Source organism: Salinicola halophilus (assembly GCF_003206155.1).
GTDB classification, from domain to species: domain Bacteria; phylum Pseudomonadota; class Gammaproteobacteria; order Pseudomonadales; family Halomonadaceae; genus Salinicola; species Salinicola halophilus.
On sequence record NZ_PZJV01000001.1, the window covers coordinates 932,815 to 957,851 of the forward strand.

The 25,037-nt window shown below is 64.1% G+C and carries 19 protein-coding genes; 10 read left to right on the forward strand and 9 right to left on the reverse strand.

The genetic code is table 11. The features are described from left to right. Positions 1–19: 19 nt before the first annotated feature. From mnmA to DOM33_RS04230, 6 genes are all read left to right on the forward strand, one after another. A complete protein-coding gene (mnmA, locus tag DOM33_RS04205; RefSeq protein ID WP_110666076.1) occupies positions 20–1,192 on the forward strand; it encodes a tRNA 2-thiouridine(34) synthase MnmA in 1,173 nt (390 codons plus the stop codon). Continuing rightward, positions 1,189–1,833: a high frequency lysogenization protein HflD gene (gene hflD, locus DOM33_RS04210; RefSeq protein WP_110666078.1), complete on the forward strand. Its 645-nt coding sequence runs from the start codon at positions 1,189–1,191 to the stop codon at positions 1,831–1,833. The genes mnmA and hflD overlap by 4 nt, the downstream gene beginning before the upstream one ends. A gap of 82 nt (positions 1,834–1,915) precedes the next feature. Next, on the forward strand, positions 1,916–3,280 hold the full coding sequence (gene purB / locus DOM33_RS04215; protein WP_110667522.1) for an adenylosuccinate lyase: 1,365 nt from the start codon (positions 1,916–1,918) through the stop codon (positions 3,278–3,280). 68 nt (positions 3,281–3,348) lie between these two features. Next, complete coding sequence (locus DOM33_RS04220) at positions 3,349–4,527, forward strand: cupin domain-containing protein (protein ID WP_110666080.1); 1,179 nt, start codon at positions 3,349–3,351, stop codon at positions 4,525–4,527. A gap of 207 nt (positions 4,528–4,734) precedes the next feature. Beyond that, complete coding sequence (locus DOM33_RS04225; RefSeq protein WP_110666082.1) at positions 4,735–5,202, forward strand: outer membrane lipoprotein; 468 nt, start codon at positions 4,735–4,737, stop codon at positions 5,200–5,202. A 182-nt stretch (positions 5,203–5,384) separates the two neighbouring features. Further along, positions 5,385–6,329, forward strand: a complete 945-nt coding sequence (locus DOM33_RS04230) for a lipid A deacylase LpxR family protein (protein WP_239495260.1) — start codon at positions 5,385–5,387, stop codon at positions 6,327–6,329. Between the two features lie 115 nt (positions 6,330–6,444). Here the strand turns inward: DOM33_RS04230 and DOM33_RS04235 are convergent, their stop codons facing one another. After that, entirely contained in the window at positions 6,445–6,732 is a 288-nt protein-coding gene (locus DOM33_RS04235; protein WP_110666083.1) for a hypothetical protein, read from the reverse strand. 163 nt (positions 6,733–6,895) lie between these two features. Here DOM33_RS04235 and slyD point away from each other — a divergent pair, with 163 nt between their 5' ends. After that, positions 6,896–7,378 (forward strand): peptidylprolyl isomerase, encoded by a 483-nt coding sequence (slyD, locus tag DOM33_RS04240; RefSeq protein ID WP_110666085.1) that lies wholly within the window; start codon positions 6,896–6,898, stop codon positions 7,376–7,378. 116 nt (positions 7,379–7,494) lie between these two features. Here slyD and DOM33_RS04245 read toward each other — a convergent pair whose 3' ends face one another. The 6 genes from DOM33_RS04245 to DOM33_RS04270 form a co-directional block, all read right to left on the reverse strand. Next, positions 7,495–7,980 carry a C40 family peptidase gene (locus DOM33_RS04245; RefSeq protein WP_338053822.1) on the reverse strand — a complete coding sequence of 162 codons (486 nt, stop codon included), beginning with the start codon at positions 7,978–7,980 and terminating at the stop codon, positions 7,495–7,497. A 408-nt stretch (positions 7,981–8,388) separates the two neighbouring features. Further along, positions 8,389–10,800: a DUF1266 domain-containing protein gene (locus tag DOM33_RS04250; protein WP_239495261.1), complete on the reverse strand. Its 2,412-nt coding sequence runs from the start codon at positions 10,798–10,800 to the stop codon at positions 8,389–8,391. Between the two features lie 109 nt (positions 10,801–10,909). After that, positions 10,910–12,202 carry an acyltransferase family protein gene (locus DOM33_RS04255; RefSeq protein WP_110666091.1) on the reverse strand — a complete coding sequence of 431 codons (1,293 nt, stop codon included), beginning with the start codon at positions 12,200–12,202 and terminating at the stop codon, positions 10,910–10,912. 133 nt (positions 12,203–12,335) lie between these two features. Then, positions 12,336–12,578 (reverse strand): GlsB/YeaQ/YmgE family stress response membrane protein, encoded by a 243-nt coding sequence (locus DOM33_RS04260; RefSeq protein WP_110666093.1) that lies wholly within the window; start codon positions 12,576–12,578, stop codon positions 12,336–12,338. 128 nt (positions 12,579–12,706) lie between these two features. Beyond that, a complete protein-coding gene (gene mdoH, locus DOM33_RS04265; protein ID WP_110666095.1) occupies positions 12,707–15,202 on the reverse strand; it encodes a glucans biosynthesis glucosyltransferase MdoH in 2,496 nt (831 codons plus the stop codon). After that, positions 15,195–16,781: a glucan biosynthesis protein G gene (locus tag DOM33_RS04270; RefSeq protein ID WP_239495262.1), complete on the reverse strand. Its 1,587-nt coding sequence runs from the start codon at positions 16,779–16,781 to the stop codon at positions 15,195–15,197. Before DOM33_RS04270 ends, mdoH begins: the two co-directional genes overlap by 8 nt. A gap of 958 nt (positions 16,782–17,739) precedes the next feature. Here DOM33_RS04270 and DOM33_RS04275 point away from each other — a divergent pair. The 3 genes from DOM33_RS04275 (at position 17,740) to DOM33_RS04285 (ending at position 21,945) form a co-directional block, all read left to right on the forward strand. Continuing rightward, positions 17,740–19,335 carry a solute:sodium symporter family transporter gene (locus DOM33_RS04275; RefSeq protein WP_110666099.1) on the forward strand — a complete coding sequence of 532 codons (1,596 nt, stop codon included), beginning with the start codon at positions 17,740–17,742 and terminating at the stop codon, positions 19,333–19,335. Positions 19,336–19,513: 178 nt separating this feature from the next. Beyond that, entirely contained in the window at positions 19,514–20,908 is a 1,395-nt protein-coding gene (locus DOM33_RS04280; protein ID WP_110666101.1) for a YcjX family GTP-binding protein, read from the forward strand. Next, entirely contained in the window at positions 20,905–21,945 is a 1,041-nt protein-coding gene (locus DOM33_RS04285) for a YcjF family protein (RefSeq protein WP_110666103.1), read from the forward strand. The genes DOM33_RS04280 and DOM33_RS04285 overlap by 4 nt, the downstream gene beginning before the upstream one ends. Before the next feature lie 46 nt (positions 21,946–21,991). Here DOM33_RS04285 and DOM33_RS04290 read toward each other — a convergent pair whose 3' ends face one another. Next, on the reverse strand, positions 21,992–22,795 hold the full coding sequence (locus DOM33_RS04290) for a Cof-type HAD-IIB family hydrolase (protein ID WP_110666105.1): 804 nt from the start codon (positions 22,793–22,795) through the stop codon (positions 21,992–21,994). 196 nt (positions 22,796–22,991) lie between these two features. After that, on the reverse strand, positions 22,992–25,019 hold the full coding sequence (locus DOM33_RS04295; RefSeq protein WP_110666107.1) for a CocE/NonD family hydrolase: 2,028 nt from the start codon (positions 25,017–25,019) through the stop codon (positions 22,992–22,994). Positions 25,020–25,037: the final 18 nt, after the last annotated feature.

Below are 25,037 nucleotides of genomic sequence, written 5' to 3' on the forward strand. Positions count from 1 at the left end.
TCTATCTGCAGAGAACGTCATGACGCTCGTTAACGCCTCCCCCGGGGCCGCTTCTCCAAGCGAGGCGCCCAAAGTGATCGTCGGCATGTCCGGCGGCGTCGACTCCTCCGTGACGGCCCTGCTGCTCATCGAGCAGGGCTATCGCGTCGAAGGCCTGTTCATGAAGAACTGGGATGAAGACGACGGCACCGAATACTGCACGGCCATGGCGGATCTGGCCGATGCCGAGGCGGTCGCCGACACGTTGAACATCAAACTCCACACGGCCAACTTTGCCGCCGAGTACTGGGACAACGTGTTCGAGCACTTTCTCGCCGAATACCAGGCCGGGCGCACACCCAATCCGGATATCCTCTGCAACCGCGAGATCAAGTTCAAAGTCTTTCTCGACTACGCCGAAATGCTCGGCGCCGACTTGATCGCCACTGGCCACTACGTGCGTCGACGAATCGATTCACACGGCCAGGCGCAGCTGCTCAAGGGTCTCGATACCAATAAGGATCAGAGCTACTTCCTGCACGCCGTGCCGGGGGACGCCATCGCCCGCACGCTCTTTCCCGTCGGCGAACTCGACAAGCCCGAGGTTCGCGCCATCGCCGAACGTCACGGGCTGGCGACAGCCCGCAAGAAGGACTCCACGGGGATCTGCTTCATCGGTGAGCGCCGTTTCAGCGACTTTCTCAAGCAGTATCTGCCGGCTCAGCCCGGGCGGATCGAGACTCCCGAAGGCGAAGACATCGGCGAACACATGGGGCTGATGTACTACACCCTCGGCCAGCGCCGCGGACTGGGCATCGGCGGATTGAAGCATCACAGCGAAGACCCGTGGTTCGTCGCCGCCAAGGATCTCGAGCGCAACGTGCTGACTGTCGCTCAGGGTGAGCACCCGCTGCTCTACAGCGAAACGGTCTACTGCGAACCGGCGAGCTGGGTTGCCGGTACGGCGCCGACCGAGAGTCGCCTTCACGCCAAGACCCGCTACCGCCAGCAGGACGTGACGTGCGAGATCGAGGTGCAGGACGACGGCGGCCTGACGGTGCGCTTCGACGAGCCCCAGCGCGCCGTGACCCCGGGTCAGTCGCTGGTGCTCTACGCTGACGACGTCTGTCTGGGCGGCGCGGTGATCCGCGACGCCGTCACCCTCGCGGCCTCTGCCGCGGCGCCGCTGAGCGGGAGTTCGCAACCGGCATGAGCACTACCCCCATACAATCTGCCCCCGGCGACGCCACGACGCGCCAAGCCATCGCTCTGGCCGGCGTCTTTCAAGCCGCCGCAGTGGTCGACCAGCTCGGGCGCACCGGCCAGTGCGATGAGCGCGCCTGGACCACGCTGGTGCGGGCCACGCTCGAGACCAATCCGTCCACCTTCGAGGCGGTCTATGGTGGCCACCACAACAACCTGCGCCTGGGCATCGACACGCTGACCAGCGTGATGTCACGCCAGCAGGTTCAACCCGAGGTCATGCGTTACGGCTTCTCGATGGTGCTATTGATGCAGAAGCTGCGACAGAACAGCGAGATGATGCAGAGCGTCGGCGAGCGGCTCAAACGCGTGCAGGGCCAGGGCGAGCATTTCGGCGAAACGCATGAAAACGTCGTCGCGAGCCTGGGCGAGCTCTATCAGGAAACGCTATCGACGTTTCGCTATCGCATCGTGGTTCAGGGCGAACCGAGCCTGCTGCAAAGCCGTATGATGCCGGAGCGCATCCGTACCGCCCTGCTCAGCGGCGTGCGTTTCGCTCTGCTCTGGCATCAGCAGGGCGGACGACGCTGGCGACTGATACTCCAGCGCGGCGCGATCAAGCGCGCTCTGCGCGACCTGGACGCTCGCTGAACGCGAGCGTCGACACCTGACACTTTTTCTCTGCCAAGGCGCGAGCCGCTGCTCGCGCAAGACGTTCCGGGACTCCACGATGATCGAACTCTCCGCGCTGACTGCCCTCTCCCCCGTCGACGGGCGCTACGCTTCCAAGGCCGAACCGCTTCGGGAACACTTCAGCGAATTCGGCCTCATTCGCGCCCGGGTCACCGTCGAGGTGCGCTGGCTGGAGCGGTTGGCCGCTCACCCCGGCATTCCGGAAGTTCCGGCGCTGTCGACCGAGGCGCAGACCTTTCTCGACCGACTGATCGCCGACTTTTCGCTGGATGATGCAGCGCGAATCAAGACGATCGAGCGCACGACCAATCATGACGTCAAGGCGGTGGAGTACTTCATCAAGGAGGCGATCGCCGACCAGGCAGAGCTGCACGCGATTACCGAATTCGTTCACTTCGCCTGCACCTCTGAAGACATCAACAACCTCTCCTACGCGCTGATGATGCGGGACGGACTGAATGCCCTGCTGCCGACGATGCAGCGAGTGCATGACGCGATCGCCGAACTCGCCCACGCCCACGCCGAGCAGCCGATGCTGTCGCGCACCCACGGTCAGACCGCGAGCCCGACGACCCTTGGCAAGGAGATGGCCAACGTCGCCTATCGTCTGGCGCGCCAGCTCAAGCAGATCGAATCGGTCGAACTGATGGGCAAGATCAACGGTGCCGTGGGCAACTACAACGCCCACCTGACGACCTACCCCGAAATCGACTGGGCCGAGAACGCTTACATCTTCGTCGAATCACTGGGACTGACCTTCAACCCCTATACCACGCAGATCGAACCCCACGACTACGTGGCGGAGCTGTTCGATGCGATCAGCCGATTCAATACCATCCTGATCGACTTCGACCGCGACGTATGGGGCTACATCTCGCTGGGGTACTTCAAGCAGCGCACGGTCGAGGGCGAAATCGGCTCGTCGACCATGCCGCACAAGATCAATCCGATCGACTTCGAGAACTCTGAGGGCAACCTGGGCCTCGCCAACGCCCTGCTCGACCATCTCGCGCGCAAGCTGCCGATCTCTCGCTGGCAGCGGGATCTGACGGACTCCACCGTGCTGCGCAATCTCGGCGTGGGTCTCGCCTATGGCCTGATCGCCTACGAAGCGGCGCTCAAGGGCATCGGTAAGCTCGAGGCCAATCCGACTCGCCTCGAGGAGGATCTCGATCACAGCTGGGAGGTCCTGGCCGAACCGATCCAGACCGTCATGCGTCGCTACGGCATCGAAAAGCCCTACGAAAAGCTCAAGACCCTGACTCGGGGCAAGCGGATCGATCAGGCCGGATTTGCCGCCTTTATCGACACCCTCGCGCTGCCCGACAGCGTCAAGGACGAGCTGAAGGCGCTCACGCCCGCGACCTATACCGGCAACGCAGCGGCACAAGCCAAAGCCCTCTAGGGCCACACGCACCGAGAATTCGATCGCCGACGCCTTTCTCGGCGTCGGCGGCGCCTGAGGAGAGAGTCATGACGTCCGCCAATACGCCGCGCGCCTTGCTGGGTGGCCTCACGGCCGAGCAGTTCCTGAGCCAGCACTGGCAGAAGTCGCCGCTGCTGATCCGCGGCGCCTTCCCCGGTTTCGCCTCGCCGCTGGATCCGGACGATCTTGCCGGCCTCGCCTGCGAGGAGGGGATCGAGTCACGCCTGGTGGAAGAAAAGGGCCCTGACAAGGCGTGGCAGGTGAGCCATGGCCCCTTCGACGAAGCCACCTTCGCGCGACTTCCCCAGCACGGCTGGTCGCTGCTGGTCCAGGCAGTCGATCATTACGTGCCCGAGGTCGGCGAGCTGCTCGAATCCTTCGACTTCATCCCCCGCTGGCGCCTCGATGACGTCATGGTCAGCTACGCCCCCACCGGCGGCAGCGTCGGACCGCACGTCGATCAGTACGACGTTTTCCTGCTCCAGGGAAGCGGTCGTCGTCACTGGCAACTGGGCGGAAGCCTCGGCAGCGAGGCGAAGCTCATTCCCGGCATCGATCTGCGCATCCTCGAGGATTTCACCGTCGAATCGGACCAGGACTGGGTGCTCGAGCCCGGCGACATGCTCTATTTGCCGCCTGGGGTCGCCCACCATGGCGTCAGTGCTTCCGACGACTGCCTGACCTACTCCGTCGGCTTTCGCGCCCCGTCGGCAGACGAGATCGTGACCGCCTTCGCGGACTACGTCGGCGAGCAGATCGGCGAAACGAAGCGCTACGGCGACGCCGACCTGGCACCGCCGGCGCATTCGAGTGAGATGGACGATGTCGCCGTCGAGCGGGTTCGCAGACTGCTGCTCGATGCGATCGACCGACCGGAGCAGATCGCTCAATGGTTCGGGCGCGCCATGACGCAGCCCAAGTATCTCGACCAGCTCGCCGCCGCAGAGACGCCGACGGCGCCGGAAGCGGTTCGCACGATGCTCACGGACGGTGCCGAGCTTCAACGCTCGCTGGGGTCGCGCTTCGCCTGGCGTCGGCTCGACGACGATCGAGCGACGCTGTTCAGCGATGGCGACACCCTCGAGTGTGATCCGGCGCTTGCACGGGCGCTCTGCGATGCGACTCGCCTGGATGCCTCGCTACTCACGTTCTCCCAGGCTGCGGAAGTGCTGGCAACGCTGGTCGACCGAGGCAGCCTGGGCTGGGAGGACACGCAAGATCACTGAGCGCGATTCATCGACGATTGCGGATATCGATCTTCGAGCGCCCGGTGTCCCGGTTTCCTACACTGGTATCCAACGACGCCACTCAGGCAGCGCCGTAGAATCGAAGCGCCCGGAACACCGCTGAAGGAAGTCGGACTGGACGCGTTACGAAACACTGTTCTACTATTTCGATATCAAGCCATCGCTCTTGTCACAAGGACTCTCGACATGAAACGACTTCTTCTACCTGCCCTCACCATGAGCTTTCTGGCGCTGGCGGGCTGCACCAACACGTCCACCTATTCGGGTGACGTCTACCGTGGCAATCAGGCAGGAACGGCACAGACCGTGACTTACGGCACGATCCAGTCGGTTCGCCCCGTTCAGATCCAGGGTGGCGAAGGTCAAGGCGTCCTGGGGAGTCTGGGCGGCGCCGTGATCGGCGGCCTGCTGGGCAACCAGGTGGGTGGCGGCTCGGGCCGCACCATCGCAACGGCCGCTGGCGCTATCGGAGGCACGATCGCAGGTAGCAAGGTCGAGCAGGCGACCGACCGCGTGGACGGCTACGAACTGGAAATCCGCCAGGACAGCGGCCAGAACGTCGTCGTCGTACAGAAGGCCGACCGCGACTGGCAAGTGGGTCAACGGGTCCGCCTGATCGCCAGCGGCTCGAGTGTCAGCGTCGCGCCCTACTGAGCCCGACGAGCGACATGGAAAACGGCGCCCTCGGGCGCCGTTTTTCGTTAGCCCGATACTAATTGTGACTATTCCCGCTCGTTTACATACGCTATTGTATGTTCGCATGACGTGGTCACAACAGGGAACGTTACCAAATGATGAAAGGACTCGGCTTATCGCGCGCAGGTCTCGGGCTCGCGTTGGCATTCATCGCTGGGAGTGCGAGCGCCGACGGCATTCTCACCCTCAAGTCCGACAATGACATTTTCGCCAGTGGCGGCGACGGCCACTATACCAACGGCTTCGAGGCAAGCTGGACTTTCCGACCCGCTCGGGATCACTGGACGCGCAACGTCGCCGACATCGTCCCGGGCTGGGATCGGGACTCGCTCAGTGCGGCGAGCTACCGCTTTGGCCAGCAGATATACACCCCCGAAGACATCGATGTTTCCGACCGCATCGAAGACGACCGCCCCTATGCCGGTTTACTCTACGCGGGCATGACGCTCTTCAGCGACGAGCAGGCGGCTGGCTGGCGCTATACCAGTGGCCTCTATCTGGATGCCGGTCTCGTGGGCCCGGGCGCCGGCGGCAAGGACGTGCAGAAGAATTTCCACCAACTCATCGGTAGTGAAGAGCCCGAAGGCTGGCACAATCAGCTGAACAACGAGCCCTTCATCAATGTCGCCTTTCGCAAGACATGGTGGAAGCAGGCTCGACTGAACGGGTGGGAAACGGAGTACGGGCCGTCGGCCGGGTTCGCCGCCGGCAACCTCTACACCTATGCCGCTGCTGGGCTAGGCATACGCCTGGGGGAGGGGCTAGAAGAAAGCTTCGGCATCCCGGCCGTAGCCCCGTCTCAAGGCACCCGGGTGTTCTTCGACAAGGACAGCGGCTTCAACTGGTACCTGTTCGCCAATGTCGAAGGCCGCCGCATGTTTCAGAACATGCTGCTCGACGGCAACAGTTTCGAGGACAGCCACTCAGTCGATCGACGTCACTGGGTAGGCGATGCCCAAGCCGGAGTCGCCCTCTCCTGGGACCGCTGGCAGGTCACCTACAGCGCCCTGTGGCGAACGCGGGAATTCGATGGCCAGGACAACGCCGACCGCTTCGGGTCGGTGACCCTCTCCACCTGGCTCTAGCCGACGTACTGCCAAGACGGATCCACATCCTCGACAAGCCGACGGACGCTGCCAATGACAGCGCCCGTCGGCGTCGAACGTTCAGGATCCCAGTGGCCGGCAGCCGATGCCGGCTTTAATGAAGCTTGACCTTCTTCATCACCCAGGGGCCCACTCGCAGAGCGATCCAGATCAGCAGCGCAATGAGAATCAGCGTCAGTATCATGGATATGGGCGCGACGATGAATGTCGCCGCCAGCACGGCCAGCGCCAGTGACACGACCCAGCGATCCTGGTCGTCACCGCTTCGCAGCGGCGCCGGCAACCATCGCGTCGCCACTCGCCCCAGCATGCCTTCCCAGCCTTTCAGCGCCAGCGCCAGTACGACGACGAATACGATCAGCCAGACTATCAAAACGGTCATTACGCGCTCTCCTCACGCCAACAGCCACGGTAGCTTTACTGACTCGAAGGGTACTCACCGCCCACTGGCGGCGCAACTGCCGAACGGCTCGCGGGCACGCACCTGACAGATCCCGGATGGCACGTTAAAATGAGGCAACACGCTCAAATATGAAGGTTGTCAGATGCAGATTGCACAGAATTCCGTGGTTGCGTTCCATTACACGCTGACCAACGATGCAGGCGAAGTGCTGGACAGTTCCGATGGTCGCGATCCGCTGACCTACCTGCATGGTTCCGGCAACATCATTCCGGGTCTCGAGAAAGAGCTCGAAGGCTGCAACAGCGGCGACAAGCTGAAAGTCGCCGTCGAGCCGACGGAAGGTTACGGTGAAGTCCAGCCGGCGCTCGTTCAGGAAGTGCCGCGCGATGCCTTCCAGGGTGTCGACGAAGTCCAGCCGGGCATGCAGTTCCAGGCGCAGACTCAGGAAGGCCCGCTGATGGTCACAGTCACCAAGGTCGAAGGCGACACGGTCACCGTCGACGGCAACCATCCGCTGGCGGGCGAGAAACTCAACTTCGACGTGGAAATCACCGAAGTTCGTGAAGCCACGGAAGAAGAAGTCTCTCACGGCCACGTGCATGGCGAAGGCGGTCACGAGCACTGAGCCAGGTTTCCTGCCGGGGGCCGAAAGCCTCCGGTTCGAATCGGAATCGAAAAAGGGGCAGCCNNGCCCCTTTTTCATGTCCCAACCGCGCCCGAGAGGCGCTTCAGGGCGATCGCTCAGCCCTCGCGAGCCAGCGTCACACGCTGGGCCAGCTGAGTCCGTTCCATCGGGCGGCGTGCCTGCCAGTAGTAACGACCCCAGTAGACGTTATCCAGACGCGAAAGCTTGACGCCCTGCGACGAGGAAGCGTGCAGGAAGTAGCCGTCCCCCACATAGACGCCTACATGCCTGTAGGGCCCGGGAGGTTGGAAAAAAACCAGATCCCCGGCCTTGAGATCACTGCGGGATACCCAGTCGCCTTCCTGAACCTGCTCTTCCGTCGTTCGTGGCAGATTCAACGAAAAGGCTTCGGTGAAGACATGCTGCATCAGCGATGAACAGTCGACGCCGTGACGAGACGTTCCCCCCAAGGTATAGGGCGTACCGATCCAGCGCTCGTGTTCGTCGAGCAGCGCTTCACGAATGACGACGGGAGAGACCTGGGCAAGCTTGAAATTGTGGACCACTTGGCTCGTCGGACGTCGCGAAGAGACGGGCGACATCGACTGTGTCTGCTGGGCGACGAGCGGAAGCGAATACTGCGCGTTGACGCGTTGTTGTTGTGGTGAAGCGGAACAGCCCGCCAGAACCAAGGCAGCTGCCAGCCCCACAGTCATACGTTTGAACATTCAGCGCAACCTCATTCACCTACGAGCCGGCGCTGACGCCCTACTCCGTCGGCGAGAAAGAGCAAACATCGCCTCTCTCATCGGACAAATTGAGTCGCTGTGGTGGTGACACTCGCATTCAGGGTGTCACCGCCAAAACGGCCTGCATTCGGCTCGAATCGTCGATCGTTTTATGGAAAGCGAAAGTACAAGAGCGCCAAGCCGCCCGTCATCGAAGGGGCGTAGCACAGGCGGGATCATATGTCATTGAATGGGCTTTGACGACCCCGGTAGCACAAAAACTCAGTGCATGCGTTGCGGCTCGCCGATCAATACGTCGACGTGGGTTGGCGTCCAGCGCCCTCCTTCGCGACCGGTGAAATCCAGACTCGCCCAGGGCCCGGCGAGTAGCGGTTCCGCGGTCAACCAGGCGTTGAGCGCTTCTCTGAAGCTCTCGAGAAACGACGCCCTCTCGGGGGTATCGTCCATGAAGAAGCCAAAGCCGCTGTAGAGTCCTTCCGCGTACGCACGCCAGCTAGCGTAGTGTGCGCGCGCCAGGCGCAGCGCCGCGTCCAGGCAGTCGCCGAGCTTCGCATCATCGACCCAGCCGAGTTCGCGTCCGGTCGTCGCCAGATCCACCAGCTGGGCGACATCCCAGGCGGTCATGTCCTCATCGTTACAGTGGCAGGCGTTGTCCCGCACACGCCGCAGCCGCGCGAGATGGACTCGATCCTCCTCGCTGCACTCGCCGGACGCGAGCGTGTCGATTTCGGAATCGAGTCGAGTACGGTTGAGCGTATAGGGCGCGTAGTTGATCTCGTACTCCTGACGATCTCCCGCTTCGAGAAGAAAATCGAGAAACTCGGTCAGATCGCCCGCGCTCTGAAAGCCGTACTGCTGCTCGACCCATTCGCGTAGCGAACGACGCTCATCGCGACCGGCATATTGCGGCATGCGCCAGGCGGCTTCGTTCAGAGGCCCGGCCAGCGACAGCGCCGTGAAACTTGCGAGTTGCGGACGCGGCCCCGGTTCTCGCCAGGCCCTCGCCGTCATTGAGCCGAGCCAATGAAAACGCGAGCCCGGATCGCGGCGATGCCAGGCCAGATCGTCGCGCAGTGCGCTTTCCTCCGCCGATTCGCCGTCGCTCAATAGCGGACTCCAAGCGGACCAGGCCGCAAGCAAGGCCGATACGTCGAGGTAGAAACTCGTCAGCACCTGCGTCAGCGACGCCGCCAACTCCTGAATGTCAGACGATGCGTAGCGCCCGCTGTCCGAAGCCATTACCAGATAGAAGGCGTATTTTTCCGCCATGGCGATCGTGGCGGCGTGGTCGGCGCAGGCCGATAAGCGCACGCGAGTCTGGCGCTTCATCGACGCCGCCCCGTGACGCGCATCCGCGGCCAGCTGATTGAGGTGGTGCGACTGCGCCGGCAACCAGAAACGGGCAAGACCGGCAATACCCTCATCCGCGGCGAGGCCGAGGACGTTGGCGAGATAGTGTTCGGCGTCACGCTGTCGCGCCTCGTCAACCGGCTGCTGCAGATGCTGGCGGGCGGCGAGCTCGGGTTCTCGCACACTGGCAATAGCGAGTATCCAAGCATCGGGCGTGGCGTGACGCGCCTTGAGCTCGCGGCGGGATTCTTGCCGCCGTGCCTCGTCGAGCGTCTCGTGAAGCCCGATCACCCAGGGGCTATCGGTCGAGTTGAGCAGTTGGTGCCATTCCCGCTCGAACTCGCCGAGCAGATCGCGCCCCTCACTGAGACTGCGACCGCGCTGGTAGGCGCGTGCCACCGCTTCCCAATCGTCATAGCGCGCCTGCAGCAGGTCCACGACCCGTGCCGCAATCGTTTCCGATTCCGCCTGCGAGAGCCAGCCGGCACCAAACCCCGTCCAAGCCTGATCCAGCGCGCGCAGCCAGTCCCACGCCGCCCACTCGAGGGGTTCCTCGCGCCTCACGAAGGTCAGCAGCGTCGCACCGTAGTCACCCTGTTCTCCGAGTGAGGCGAGCCAGGCCTGAGCGCTCTCTGCGCCTTCGCGCTGCAGCCGCCAGCCATCCATCTCCCAGCCGTAGCGGTCGCCCTGTACGGTCAGCCACTCGATCGTCTCGAGCAGCTGTACCCGGTTGGTCACGGCGTCCTCGGCCTTGAGCCTTTGGCGATGAGCCTGGCGCTCCTCGGGTTGCGTCGAGAACGGCCACGCGAGCGCCGGCGCTATCGCGGCCCTGGCGCGCCAGAGATCGTCGGCCCAGGGCAGATGCAAAACCGGTTCAAGCTGCGCGAGCCGACTCGCCACGTTCTCCCAGCGAGGCCCGCGACCCTGCCGCTCCTGACGCAGCATCTCACCTGAGAGGCGGTCGATTTCCGGATCCCCCAGCGCGCCTAGCCGCCGACACCACGCGCGTAATGTCGGGTTGTCAGCGACGATGCCGTGGGCGACACGCACGAACCAGCTCGCGGCAATGCTCGGGGCGACCCAGCCCGCACGCTCCCCCAGCGCCAATAGCTCGAGCGCTGCCAGACCGGCCAGCGCCGGATCACGCGGATCGGTGGCACTTTCCCAAAGGCGCCAAGCGAACTCGTCGGCATCCTCGATGCTTAGCGCGGCGAGGCGGTCTCTCGCGGTCTCGGCGGATAAGCCGGTTCGGGGATCGGCAACGGGCGGCCAGCCGCAGAGCTTGAGCTGCTGCGCCCACCACTGGAGAAGGATGTCGTGCAAGAAAAACCTCATGGACCGAAAACGACGTCTGGCGGACCAGCAAGGCCCGCCGACGCGGCGGGCCAGTATACCTTAAAGCCCCGCGGTCGCCGACGGGGCAAGGCAACGGCTACTGCGAGCGCTGAGCGAGCTTGTCGGTGTGAGAGCGCGGTGTTCGGTGCAGTAGATGCGCCAGCAGAAAACGGCGCACGCGAACCACGAAGCGCTCCTGGAACACGACGCAGTAGGCGACCGTCATCATCAGGAACACCGGATAGAGCCAGAGATGAAGCTCACCGGCTGCCTGTAGACAGCCGGAGACATCGGTCCGACAGAGCGCCGGGTCGCCCGAAAGCACCCTCTCGACGCGCGAGAAAACGGCGAAAAGCGGGACATGAAGGGCGAACATGGGTAGCGATGCGCCCCCCAGCCGCGCCGCCCAGCGCCTCACGCGCTCACTGCGCGGCTCGCCCCACTGCGCCGCTGCATAGATCAGCATCAGCTGTGCCGGCAGCAGCAAGCCGTTGTGTAGCAGGTAATACCAGGCGTGCCCGCGCCCCAGCAGATACAGCGCGGCGGCGACGCACAGCGCGATTCCTGCAAGCGCGCCGAGACACTGCCCGAACGTGAATTTGCGCTGCTGCTCGCGACGCCGAGCGTAAAAGGTATACAGAAGAATCCCGGCGGCGAACTCCGGCAGGCGGATGATCGGATTGCGATGCAGGATGCCCGTCTCGGGAACGCCGTAGTTGGTCGTCGCAATCACGATCAACGGCGGCAAGAGGTACAGCAGGTTGAGCAGCAGAATCGCACGACGCGGCTTGAGCACGCGTCGCAGACGCGGTGCCAGCCACGGGAAAGTCAGGTAGAAGAAGAATAGCGCCGAGATCGACCAGGAAGGCGGGTTGAACGTGAGATACAGCGGATTCCAGGCATGAAGCAGCGTGAAATTCAGCACCAGATTGATCCCGGTCTCGACCGGCGTCATGGTGTGATTGAGGCTCTCCCAGTCCGTCTGGCCGATATCGTTATTCACGTCGTAGACCACGAAGCGCAGCGAGATGTCGCCATCCCCGGGGGCGATCATCAGATACCCCACCAGCGCCGAGACGCTCATGGCCAGGACCAGCGCGCCGATGTGGATCGGATAGAGATTGGAGAAGCGCTTCAGCCAGAAACTCTTGGCCGGTTCGCGCATGCGATGCTGCTCGTCCAGGTAGACGTGCGTCAGCAAAAATCCGGAAAGCACGAAGAAAGCGCTGGTCGAGAAGAAACCGATATCGGTGACGTAGTGTGACCAGGCACTGATCGAGGGGTAGCTGTGCAGGGTATGAAAGATGACGATGTAAAGGCCGAGTAGAAAGCGTAACCACTCGAGTCCAATGAATCGCTCCTTGCCCCCGACGGGCGTCGAACCAGGCATTCTGACGATCTCTAACCAACGAAAGGGCCGCTAGTGTACCCGATTCGATGAGAATGAAAGCGACTACCGGACGCAAAGAAGCCGCGCTGGCGCGCGGCTTCTGAGTTTATCGCGGTGCTCGAAGCGAACCGCGTCAGGCCTTTTTGACCTTCGACACGATCCACAGCAGCAGGATTGCACCGACGGTCGCCACGACCAGCGAGCCGATGAAGCCATTGGAGGAAAGCCCCAGCAGACTGAAGAGCAGGCCACCGAGTACGGCACCGACGATACCGACCACGATGTTACCCAGGATGCCGAAGCCGCCACCGCGCATGACCTTGCCCGCGATCCAGCCCGCGATACCGCCGATTATCAGCCATAGAATAAAGCCCATCGATTCACTCCTTGATTCTCATTGGGGACTCACCGTTCTCGGCAAGCAACGTTACAGCCTTGAGGATAGTCATCATTGCCCGATTCTTCATGCTAGAAGCTCTGAAGGCTAACGACATTGAATCCGGACTAGAAACTGGGCACCCGCAGCGACTCGCGAGCCGGCAACCCTTTCGCGTGCCAGCTGGCATGCGCTTTCGGATCTTCCCAGACCCGAAAGTGTAACTGCGACATCATGACCGGGTCGTCCAGAAAGGCCAGCTGTTCCAGGTTGCTCATCGCATCCGGGCCCTGAGAGACCGCCGCATCGACCCGCTCCGTGCGGCGTCGCTGTAGCGGCGCCGCGCTGGCGTGACGAGAGATCGCCAGCGCCGTGGCCAGTGCGTTGGAGACCGGATCGACAACGACCTGGACGAAACTCGGCGTCGGTGCCGCAGCGTTCATGCGTCCGAGATGGCGAACCATTCGTCGAAGCACCCGCGGCGGATGAGACTCTTCCGGAATCCGAAACAGCCGCGCGCGCAGACAGGCGCTGCCTAGCGACACTCGACTCGATAGTGCCGACACCGGAATCGACAGCATCATCGCGCCGACGATCGGCGACATCCACCACAGGAACGTCGGTTCCATCAGGTAGACGCCTACCGCCCAGACCGCGCCCAGCAGGGCCTGGGTCCAGTGATTGCGAATGGCGTCTCCCCAGGTGGTATCGCTGTTCTCGCGAGACGGGGAGCGCCACTGAATCGCCCACCCCAGGATCGAGGTCAGCACGAAGCGGGTATGAAAGAGCATGCGCACCGGCGCCAGCGCCATCGAAAAGAGCGACTCCAGCACCATGCTGACCAGCACCTTGAACGGACCGCCGAACTGACGACTGCCCTGGACCCAGATCAGAATGACGCTGAGCACCTTGGGCAAGAACAGCAGCGTGGCCGTCGCCCCGAAAAGCCCTACCGCCAGCGAGGGATCCCACTGCGGCCAGACCGGGAACATCATGCCGGGTTCAGGGAAATAGTTGGGCGTGCTCAGCGTATGCACCGCCAGCAAAGCCGTCGACAGCACCAGGAACAGGAACCACAGCGGTGCGGAGATGTAGGACATCAGCCCGGTGAGAAAGACCGCCCGATGGACCGGATGAATCCCCTTGGAGAGAAACAGCCGGAAGTTCATCAGGTTGCCGTGGCACCAGCGACGGTCGCGACCGAGCTCTTCGAGGAGATTGGGCGGCATCTCCTCGTAACTTCCTTCCAGCTCGTAGGCGATCCAGACACCCCAGCCGGCGCGCCGCATCAGCGCCGCTTCGACGAAGTCGTGCGAAAGGATCTCGCCCGACATCGAGCCCTTGCCGGGGAGCGGCGCCAGCATGCAGTGGCGCATGAAAGGCGCCATGCGAATGATGGCGTTGTGCCCCCAGTAGTGGGATTCGCCGAGCTGCCAGAAGTGGAGGCCCGCGGTGAACAGCGGTCCATAGACCCTCGTCGCGAACTGCTGCATGCGTGCGTAGAGGTTGAGACGACCCGAGGCCCGCGGCGCCGTCTGCACGATGCCTGCATCGGGATGCGCCTCCATCATCTGTACCAGACGCGTGAGACAGGCCCCGCTCATGACGCTGTCGGCATCGAGTACCAACATATAGCGGTAGAGCGCGCCCCAGCGGCGGCAGAAGTCATCCAGGTTGCCGCTCTTGCGTTTGACCCGGCGCTGCCGGCGACGGTAGAAGACCTGACCGAACGCTTCCAGATCGCGACAGAGCGCAAGCCAGGCATGCGTCTCTTCGATGGCGACGTCGGGGTCGTAGGTATCGCTCAGGATGAAGACATCGAAGTGCTGACCGTTGCCGCTTTCGCGCAGCGACTCGAGAGTCGCCCGCACGCCGGCAAAGACGCGGGAAACGTCCTCGTTACAGATCGGCACTAGCAGCGCGGTTCGCGCCTCCTCGGCGATGGGCTCGTCACCGACGTCGGAATCGATGGCGTAGCGATCCCGCCCGCGCAGCAGCTGGAAGAACCCCATGAGCGCGGTCCAGAAACCCGCCGACACCCAGGAGAACAGCAGCACGAAGAGCCCCAGAATGGCCAGTTCGAGCCACTGCTGCCCCTGCCCCGGCAACACGGTTCGCATCTGGTTCGCCGCCAGGATGCTCTGACCGAAGATCAGTACCAGCAACACCCACCGGCGTATCGATGCCACCCACTGCCAGCGCGGCGTCGGACGCGATTCGCGCTCGCGCCGCCGGAAGCCACGCCCCATCCAGCTTCGGAATCGCTGCCCGCCACGCACGAACGGGTTGGTCGACCACGCCTCGGGCGCCAGCGCCGTTCGCTTCATGGGCGGCGCCGTTTGGAGCCGCGTGACGCCGTCATCGTCGGTGGTCAACACCTCCGGCGGCGCCAGCGGCGGCTCGGCATAGGCCAACGCGAGACGCCGGCCCACGGACTGCCCCGCGGGATCCTCGGCGTCCGGCTCGTGGCCGCCGAGTGCCGCGTGGAGTGAAGCCATGTCGTGGGCGTCGAGATCGCTCGCCAACAGCCGGCGACGCTCCTCGCGATCCTGCGCCTCGAGCGCCAGACGCTCGAGATAGAGGTCGGCGGCGGTGCTGTACGAGGGAGATTTCACTTCAGCCATTCGCCGGGAGCCTGTAGTACCAGGTTTCGGTCAGGCGCTTGTTGTTCTGACTCAGATGCGCCCGGATATCGAGCGGCGCATTGTCGTCATTGCGGTTGATCTTGACGAACAGCCGCCAGCCGCCGGTCGCCGGGTTGGGCACCGCACGCGTGGAGACCAGCTCGCCATTGTCGCCGACGCTCGCCTGTACGGCGACGTTGGCATCGGCATTCAGCCCCGCCAGCGACGGTCCCTGAAAATCCACCACGAAAGCGGTCGTGCCGTCGGATTCCCGCACCAGATTGTCCTTCATCACCTCGCCCTGCGAGCGACGGGTCTGTTCGACCCAAGCGAGAGAGGCATCGAAATAACGGCTCTCGTTCTTGGTGACGGTGAACCGGTAATCGAAGTCGACGGGGGTTTCGGGATCCGGCGATGTCTCCGGCAGCCACATCGAGACGATGTTGTCGTTGGTCTCGTTGGGCGTCGGAATCTGGATCAGCTCGATCTTACCCGCGCCCCATTCGTTCTGTGGCTCGACCCAGGCGCTCGGGCGCAGATCGTAACGGTTGTCGATATCCTGATAGTCCGCGAACTGGTGACCACGCTGCATCAGGCCGAAACCCCGTAGCCGCGGCGTCGCCTGCTCGTTGATCATCAGCTTCGACGGGTTGGATAGCGGACGCCAGATCCAGCCGTTCTGCGAGTCGCTGACCAGCAAACCGTTGGAGTCATGAATCGCCGGGCGATAGTTGGTGCTGGACGACGGCTGTGCCGCGCCGAAGAGATACATGCTGGTGAGCGGCGCCACGCCGAGCTTCTCGATCGGCCGACGCAGGAAGAGCCGGGACTTCACGTCGACGACGGTATCGCTGCCCGGCCGGAGCACGAAACGGTAGGCACCGGTGACGCTGGCGGAGTCGAGCAGCGCGAAAACGGTCAGATATTGACTGCTCTTGGTGGGTTTCACGACCCAGAATTCGCGAAACCGGGGGAACTCTTCACCCGAGGTCAGACCGGTATCGACGGCGAGCCCGCGTCCGGAAACGCCGTAGACCTGATTTTCTCCCACCACGCGAAAGTAGCTCGCGCCGAGAAAGACCATGGTCTCGTCGTTGCGCTCGCTGTCGTTCAAGTCGTAGTTGATCTTGAACCCGGCGATACCTAGATCGTCACTGTTCTTGACGTCGTCCGAGAGATCCAGATCGCCGTAGGTGTAGTCGTTGGAGTTGAAGGCAAAGTCCCGGACGTTGCCCTGCTCGTCCACACTGTGAAGATCGATGGCGCTGTCGTAGTGCATGCCTTCATGGAAGAAACTCAGCGTGAAGGGCACATCGTCGCCACTCCAGACATCGCGATCGCGCTTGAACTGGATCTGCTCGTACTGGCCGAAGTCCAGATTGCGCAGCTCTTCGGGAAGATTGTGCTCCGGCTCGCTGTAGCCCTGCTCTGACAGCGATCGCGCCTTCTCGGCGACATCGTCGAAACTGAAGGCCAGCACGTTCTGCGCAACGCCGCCGAGTAGCAAGCCCGCCAGGGCCGCTATCGGTAGCAGCGATTTACGTCTTTCGAAGTGACTTCGCCGATTCGATTCACTCACACTCTTACTCCTGTCATGACTAGCTTGGCCGCTGGCGACGCGCGCGACGCGGTCGACAAGTTCAAAACGTTCGAAGCTTTGGGCGCCGCGCGAGAACGGCGATTCATGCCAATAAAAACGCGAACGAGGCTGGCGCCGGACGATCTCTCGATCGTGATTCGTGACGGGTGTGACGAGATAACGAAGCTTCCGTGCCCCGCAGTGCGGCAGTCTAGCACAGGCGTTCTCGGCAAAAAGGTAAGGCTGCGTTACAACATTTATCACCCACGACAACGAGCGAAGCGCCGTTGGGATCATTCGACGCGTCGTGCCTATTCGTGGATGGCTTCCCGACCCGCGGCGATTCTCCGGCACCGCCGATGGCGGCAGATAATGGCGTATTCGAGGGTATTCAGCTACCCCTACATCGCCTTGCCGAATCAGCGGCCGCCGCCGCCCGCCACTGAATTTTTCTATCCCTAGCGTCAAAATCGGCCCCCTCGCAGAGCCGGAAAACTCCCTTCTCGTGCCGACTCATGCCGCGACTTTCGAACGCGATTTTTCCCCGTTTTCTGCTCAGCCCGGGGGGGCACGCTGCTCATGGCACTCTCGATGGCCAACTCGCGATAGCCAACTCGCGATAGCCAACTCGCGATAGCCAACTCGCTGAAACGTCGTCACCTCGGGCAGAGCCGGAACCAGCCCCCGGGTTCACGCCGCCGCTCGCCCCGACGCAGCCTCGTCATCGTCCGCCACGCTGACTCTCGCAAGGCGCTCCCGCCATGACCGATGCAGGGCGATTGAACCGTTGACGCGCACAAACGCCTACACATTCGATAAGCTATGTCAGACAAATGGAGAATGGCGGTTTGTCGTTAGTTGACTAACACTGCCGCCGGTAATGTGGCGACGACGCCACGAGACCCGTTCGAAGGGCTTTTCACGTCGCCACCGGGATGCATTCGACAAGGACACACTCATGCATGCTTGGACTCTGATCTCGTTTCTCTTCTTCACGGGATTGGTCGCCCTGATCACATGGCGCATCACTCATCGCGACGATCTCAGCAACACCCAAGGCTACTTTCTCGCCGGACGCAGCCTCAGCTTTCCGCTGATCGCGGGCTCGCTGCTAATGACCAACCTCTCGACCGAGCAGATGGTCGGTCTCAATGGCTCCGCCTTCGCCGACGGCCTGAGCGTCATGGCGTGGGAAGTCGTCGCCGTGGTCGCCCTGGTCCTGCTGGCGCTGTTCTTTCTGCCGCGCTTTCTCAGAAGCGGCATCGCCACGGTACCGCAGCTGTTGCAGGCGCGTTTCGGCCCCACCACGCAGCTGATCTGTAACGTCATCTTTCTGGTTGCGTACGCCGTCATCCTGCTGCCGATCATTCTCTACTCAGGCGCGGTAGGCCTGCAGGGCATGCTCGATCTCCCGGTGCTGACGGGGATCGAGTCGAGCACCACGCTGCTGTGGCTCACTGTCTGGGGCGTCGGCATCATCGGGGCGATCTACGCGCTCTTCGGTGGCCTGCGTACCGTTGCCGTCTCCGACACCCTCAACGCCGCGGGCCTGCTGATCGGCGGCTTCGTCATCGTCTACCTGGGTCTGGATGCGGTCGGCGACCACAACGGCGTCGCCGCTGGCTGGCAGGCGATCCAGGAGTCCCAGCCGGAGCGCATGAACTCGCTGGGCGGCCCGGACCAGCAGGTGCCCTGGCCGACGCTGTTCACCGGTGTCTTTCTGATCAACCTCTTCTACTGGTCGACGAACCAGCAGATCATCCAGCGTACCTTTGCCGCCAAGAGCCTCTCCGAGGGCCAGAAAGGCGTGCTGCTGACCGGCTTCTTCAAACTGCTCGGCCCGCTCTATCTGGTGCTTCCCGGCATCATCGCCTACCAGCTCTACGCCGCCGACGGCATCTCTCCCGACCAGGCCTACGGCCATCTGGTCTTCAATCTGCTGCCGCCGTGGCTCACCGGCTTCTTCGCCGCGGTGATGGTCGGCGCCATCCTGTCGTCGTTCAACTCGGCGCTGAACAGCACCACGACCCTGTTCAGCCTCGGGATCTACAAGGGCGTGATGCGCAAGGACGCCACCGAGCAGCAGGTCGTCAACGTCGGCAAGGTATTCGGCTGGATCATGGCGGTTGCCTCGATGGCGATCGCCCCGCTGCTGGCCGGTCAGGACAGCCTGTTCGACTACCTCCAGACGATGAATGCGATCTACTTCATTCCCATTCTGGCGGTGGTGATCGTGGGTCTGCTGACCAAGCGCGTACCCGAGAGCGCCGCCATTTTCGGCCTGGTCGGCGGTATCGTGCTGATCGCGCTGGGCTACTTCGTGCCGCCGTTCAACGCCATCCTCGAGATCACCAATCAGTACCACTTCGTCGCCGGCGTCTTCGTGCTGCTGATTCTGGGGATGCTGCTGATCGGCAAGATCGCGCCGCGTCGCGAAGCCTGGGTCCACGAGGACGTCAAGGCCGTCGACCTCACGCCGTGGAAAGGCGCCGTTCCCGTCGGCATCGTGCTGCTGGTACTGGTGTTCGCGATCTACTTCGCCTTCGCCGGCTGAGGCTGGGCCGACTGGCCCCGGCGAAAGCGTTCGGCGCTTTCGCCGTCTTCATCGAGCATCGAACGCCCCGCCACTGCGGGGCGTTCTCGTCTTCATCGCTCCCTTGACGCCTTGTCACGCTGCCGGTTTGCCCGCACATTGCGGGTAACTCCAGGATCAAGGACGCAAGACATTGGCGATGCGCCGCGCACTGACGCAGGAAATCCAGAATCTGATCGACCGCGGCCGCGATCGTCAGCTCCGTCTCGCCGTGACCGGGCTATCCCGCGCCGGCAAGACGGCCTTTCTCACCTCGCTGGTCAACCAGCTCCGTCACGCCGGCATCGATGCCCGGCTCGATCTGCTCAAGGCGGCGCGCGAGGAGCGCCTGCTCGGCGCGCAGCGCGTCTCCCAGCCGGATCTCGGCATCCCTCGCTTTCCCTTCGATGAAGCGATGCATTCGCTGGCAACGACACCGCCGCGCTGGCCGGAGCCCACCCGCGGCATCAGCGAGCTGCGCCTGACGCTGCGCTATCGAACCCGGCGCGCCCACGGGCTGCTCGGCGATACCGCCACCCTCACCCTCGATCTGATCGACTACCCCGGCGAGTGGCTGCTCGACCTGCCACTGCTGGAGCACGATTTTCTCAGCTGGAGCGAAGCCCAGCTCAAGGCGATGGGCCCGGAGCGCCAGCGCTACGCCCACGACTGGCAGTCGGCCATGTCGGCCCTCACCCCCCAGGACGTCGTCGATGAGTCACGGCTCGCCGCGCTCGCCGAGCGCTATGCCGCCTCCTTGAGCGACGCGCGCGAAGCCGGATTTTCACATCTCCAGCCGGGGCGCTTTCTGCTACCGGGCGATCTGCAGGGCGCGCCGGTGCTGCAGTTCTTCCCGCTGCCCGGCGTCCAGGAGAGCGACCGCGCCACGCTGGAGGCGCTACCGTCGACGAGTCTCTACCAGACCCTCGCCCGGCGCTTTCGCTACTACCAGCAGCACGTGGTCAAACCCTTCTACCGCGAGCATTTTCGTCGTTTCGATCGTCAGATCGTGCTGGTCGACGTGCTCGGCGCGCTCAACGCCGGGCCCGAACGCTTCGAGGATCTGTCGCTGGCGCTGTCGACCCTGATGAGAAGCTTCGATTACGGCAAGCGCAGCCTGATCAATCGGCTGTTTGCGCCGCGCATCGATCGACTCGCCATCGCCGCGACCAAGGCCGATCACGTGACCCCGGATCAGCACGCCAACCTGGTCGCGCTGCTCGAGGCGCTGCTGGCCGAGCCGATCAAGGATCTGCGCTACGCCGATGTCCCGGTCCGGGCTTTGTCGTTGGCCGCCATTCGCGCTACCCAGGCGCGGGAGATCGAGGACGACGGCCGACGCCAGCCGGTGCTGCGGGGCCACGGCCTCGACGATCAGCCGCTGCTGATCTATCCGGGTGACGTCCCGCCAACGCTACCCCCACGAGATTTCTGGCAGCGCCAGGGCTTTACCTTTACCGGCTTTCGGCCACCGGCCAGTGACGGTGCCAGTGCACTGCCGCACATCCGCATGGATGCCGCGCTCGAGTGGCTGTTGGGAGACAAACTGCGATGAGCGATCCTCGACCCGGCCGCCACTATCGTCTGGACGAACCGAGTCCGGATCTCGCCGACAGCCTGGAAAGCGCCCGGACCTATCTCCCCGCGCAGGCGTCCGAGCCGCTCAGTGACGAAGAGAGCGCCGCGGCGCCGACACTGGACGCCGCACTCGCGCCCCCGCGCAAACGCCGCTGGGGCCTTCTCCTCGTGCTGGGCTCGACGCTGGGGCTGGGTATCGCCCAGGCCGGCGAGACGCTCTACTACGCCACCCTCGGCGGCGACTGGCTCGCCGGCGCCTGGAGCCTGGTCGGCCTTCTCGCCCTCGGCCTTGGCGGCAAGGCGCTGCTGGGCGAGCTCTGGCGACTGCGCAAGCTGCGCCGTCACGCGCGGCTGCGCGCGCGCCTCGACGAAGAATGGATGCAGCCCGACGCCGACACCTCGGCGCACGACCCGATGGCGCTCGCCGACGAGCTCCGCAGCCAGATGGGACTCTCGACGGCACATCCGCACTGGCAGTCGTTCGTGCAGGCGCATCAGCCCCACCACAGCGCCTTCGAGACCCGCGAGCTCATCGCCCATCACCTGCTGCACCCCCGGGATCGGGCAGCGCGACGCCTGGTGACCCGGATGTCCGGGGAAACGGCGGTCATGGTCGCGATCAGTCCGCTGACGCTGATCGACATGTCACTGATGGCGTGGCGCAACATCGCCATGCTCGATCGCATCGCCGCGCTCTACGGGCTACAGCTCGGCTACGCCAGCCGGCTGCGGCTCTTTCGTGACGTGCTGCGCAACATGGCCTTCGCCGGGGCCAGCGAGATCGCTACCGACGCCGGCATGGACATGCTCTCGATGAACGTCGCTGGCAAACTCTCCGCGCGCGCCGGTCAGGGCCTGGGCGCCGGCCTGCTGACGGCGCGGCTCGGCCTTCGCGCCATCGCCACGACCCGCCCCATCGCCTTCGAGCCCGACGAACGCCCGCGCCTGGCCGACCTGAGACGCGAAGTCTGGCATCGGCTGCGCCGGCTCGAGGACGGGTCAAAGAAGCCGTAACGACCCTCGGCGGCATGCTTGGCGCCGTGGGGTAAACCGTCGCGCGTCAGTCGAGGCGGAAGAACGCTCGCAGCCGGCGTGCGACGCCCGCCTCGCGATGCGACCCGATACGCGTCGCTCGCGGCAACCGCTCGACGACCTCTGGATGGGCGTTGTCGACGACGAAGGCGTGGCCTGCCAGCGTCAGCATCTCGACGTCGTTGAAGTTGTCGCCGAAGGCAAGCGTCTGCGACGGGTCCATGTCGAGCGCGGCGAGCACACGTTCGAGCGCCGATGCCTTGTTGACCCCCTGCCCCATGATCTCCAGCGAATCCGCGGCGGAGTAGGTCACGTGCAGCGACGCCTCGAAACGCTCCCGTAGCGTTCTTTCGATCGGCGACAGTGCCGCCGGCTCGCCGATGTAGAGCACCTTGCCCACCGGCTCGTCGACCGCGGCGGCCGCGAGATCCGTCACCTCGTAGGTGAACCCCGTGGTCTGGTGAAGTTTCAGGAGCGCGGGCGCCTCGGCGTCGATCAGCCAGCGGTCCCGGGTGTAGAGATTGAGCCGGACGTCGTCGGGGCGCGGCAGCTGGGTGAGCGCCTCGGCCCGCGCTGCCGGCACCAGCGCCTCGCCGACGACGTTGTCTTCGGGATCGTGGACGTAGGCGCCGTTGCTGCTGATGAGCCAGGCGGGAATGTCGAGCAGCCGGCGAAACGTCGCGATGTCGCGGTAGTGTCGCCCCGAAGCCAGCGCAATCACATGGCCCTGGGCCGAGAGTTCGCGCAGGGTGTCGCGGGTGAGGTCGTCGATACGATGCTCGCCATCGAGCAGTGTGCTGTCGAGATCGCTGACGATCAGATGCTGGCGCATGCAGACTCCTTGTCGGAAAGGGGAAACGAGCGTGTTCGTTGGTGACTCATGGTCGTTCTCTGACGCTCGATAACCGACCTTAGGCCATGGGCGCGCCAGCGGCGAGACGGCTCTCTCGTCTCGCGCCCCTTTCGATGCGTTTTCTGCCGCTTCCCGCCCTGCGATTGGAACCTGTCGAGGCAGGCGTCTGGCGTGCCTAAACCAGGTCTCGTGGCACGTGATCGTCCCAGCTCTGGGAATACACCCGCGACTCCCCTTCCCAGGCGTCGAGCGTCGCCTGGATACGAAACGCTTCGCGATTCGAGGTCAGGCGCGTATGGCTGACCAGGCGCACGTGCCAGTCGCCGCGGCGAAATTCTCGCTCCCACAGCGTCGTGCCCTCGACGCTATCGTAGTCGCCATAGGCATAGCTGTAGCGCTCGGTGACCCGGGCGGCGATCTCGAGATCGATCTCATCGAAGCGGTAGCGCCCCTCGTCGTTGATCACCTCCAGCGTGTTGAGGTGAGAGGCGAGATCGCGAATCGCGCGCCACGCTTCCGTGGGCGGCTCGAGTACCGTGGTCGCGAGCGGCGTCGCCGCCTGCGGCGGACCGAAGTCGAGCAGTGCGGCCTCCTCCGCCGGACGCGGGGCGCGCACCGGTAGATGCAGCCGGCAGTCTGCCGGATGCAGTGTCAGGCGGACCGGTACCGGCGCGGGCCAGGCCAGCGGCCAGTAGCTGGTCGACACGGAGATCCGTATCGCATGGCCGGCGGGAAACTGCTGGGCGATGTGCTTGAGCGACACCCGGACGCGATAGGTCTCGCCGGGCTTGAGCGGCTCGGGGTGCTCGTGGCCGTCACGATGGGTCAGGTTGAGCAGGCCCCAGGAGACGCGGGTCGCCTTGTCGTCGGGATGAATGTCGATCAGGCGTACCGCGACCATTGCCACCGGCTGATCGGCCGACAGGGAGAGTTCCAGCCAGGGCTGGCCGCAGATTTCCAGCGGCATCTCCAGCGATTCGGTCTGGAAGACCAGCGCCCCGCCGTCCTCCTCGCGCTGATCGTGGGGCAGATCCGGCGGCGCGTTATAGGAGCACCACTTGCCGGAGTGCAGCCCGACCGATAGCGGGGAGCGCAGCGTCAGTGGTCGGTCCAGCGGTGGCGGCGCGCGATCGTCCTCGGGTATCAGATCGTGACCCGGCGTCAGCCGAAAGTGCTGCATCTCGATGTTGGCGGAGGGCCAGCTCGGCTCCGCGACCCAGCGCCCAGGGCGCTCGTCGTAGCGGGTCGAGGGCGGCGCGGACTCCTGCATCCAGACCCTGAGCGCCGGCTCCTGCATGATCCCGGTGTCGATCCCCTTGAGCCAGTAGTCCCACCAGCGCAACGATTCCTGCAGGAAACCGATCGCCGGCCCGGGTACGCCAAGGTGCGGATACTTGTGCGACCACGGCCCGACCAGCCCCTTGCAGGGCGACGACAGCCCGGCCAGCAGCCGGAAGACCGCGTTGCAGTAGCCGTCGGCCCAGCCGCTGATGGCGTAGACCGGGCAGCGAATGGCGCTGAAGTCCTCGCACACCGAGCCGTGCTTCCAGTAGTCGTCGCGGCGCTGATGCTGGAGCCATTTCTCGAGCCACAGACCGCTGCCCGCCAGCCGCTGGTGCCACATCTCGCGCCAGCGCTCCCCCACCAGCGCCGGGTCCGGCGGGCAGGCGTTGCCGTCGAGCATGGTCGAGGCCCAGGAGAGATTGTCCACCAGCAGGCAGCCGCCCATGTGGTGGACGTCATCCGCGTAGCGGTCGTCGGTGGAGCACAGGGTAATGACCGCCTTGAGTGCCGGCGGCTGCAGTGCGGCGATCTGCAGCCCGTTGAAGCCGCCCCAGGAGATCCCCACCATGCCGACGCTGCCGTCGCACCAGCTCTGGCGCGCCAGCCATTCGATGACCGCCACGCCGTCGTCGAGCTCGCTCTGCAGGTACTCGTCCTCGAGCACGCCGTCGGACTCGCCGGTGCCGCGGATATCCACGCGCACGCCGGCGTAGCCGTGCCCGGCCCAGTAGTGATGCATGCCGGCGTCGCGCTGGGCGGTGAGATCGCGCTTGCGATACGGCAGGTACTCGAGAATCGCCGGCACCGGCGGCCCCTCGGCCGGCCGTCGGATGCGCGCCGCCAGTCGGGTGCCGTCCGCCAATTCGATCCAGGTCTCCTCTTCGAGGACCGGATGGGGAAAATCGTTGATGATCTGCATGCCTACCCCCAGAACGGC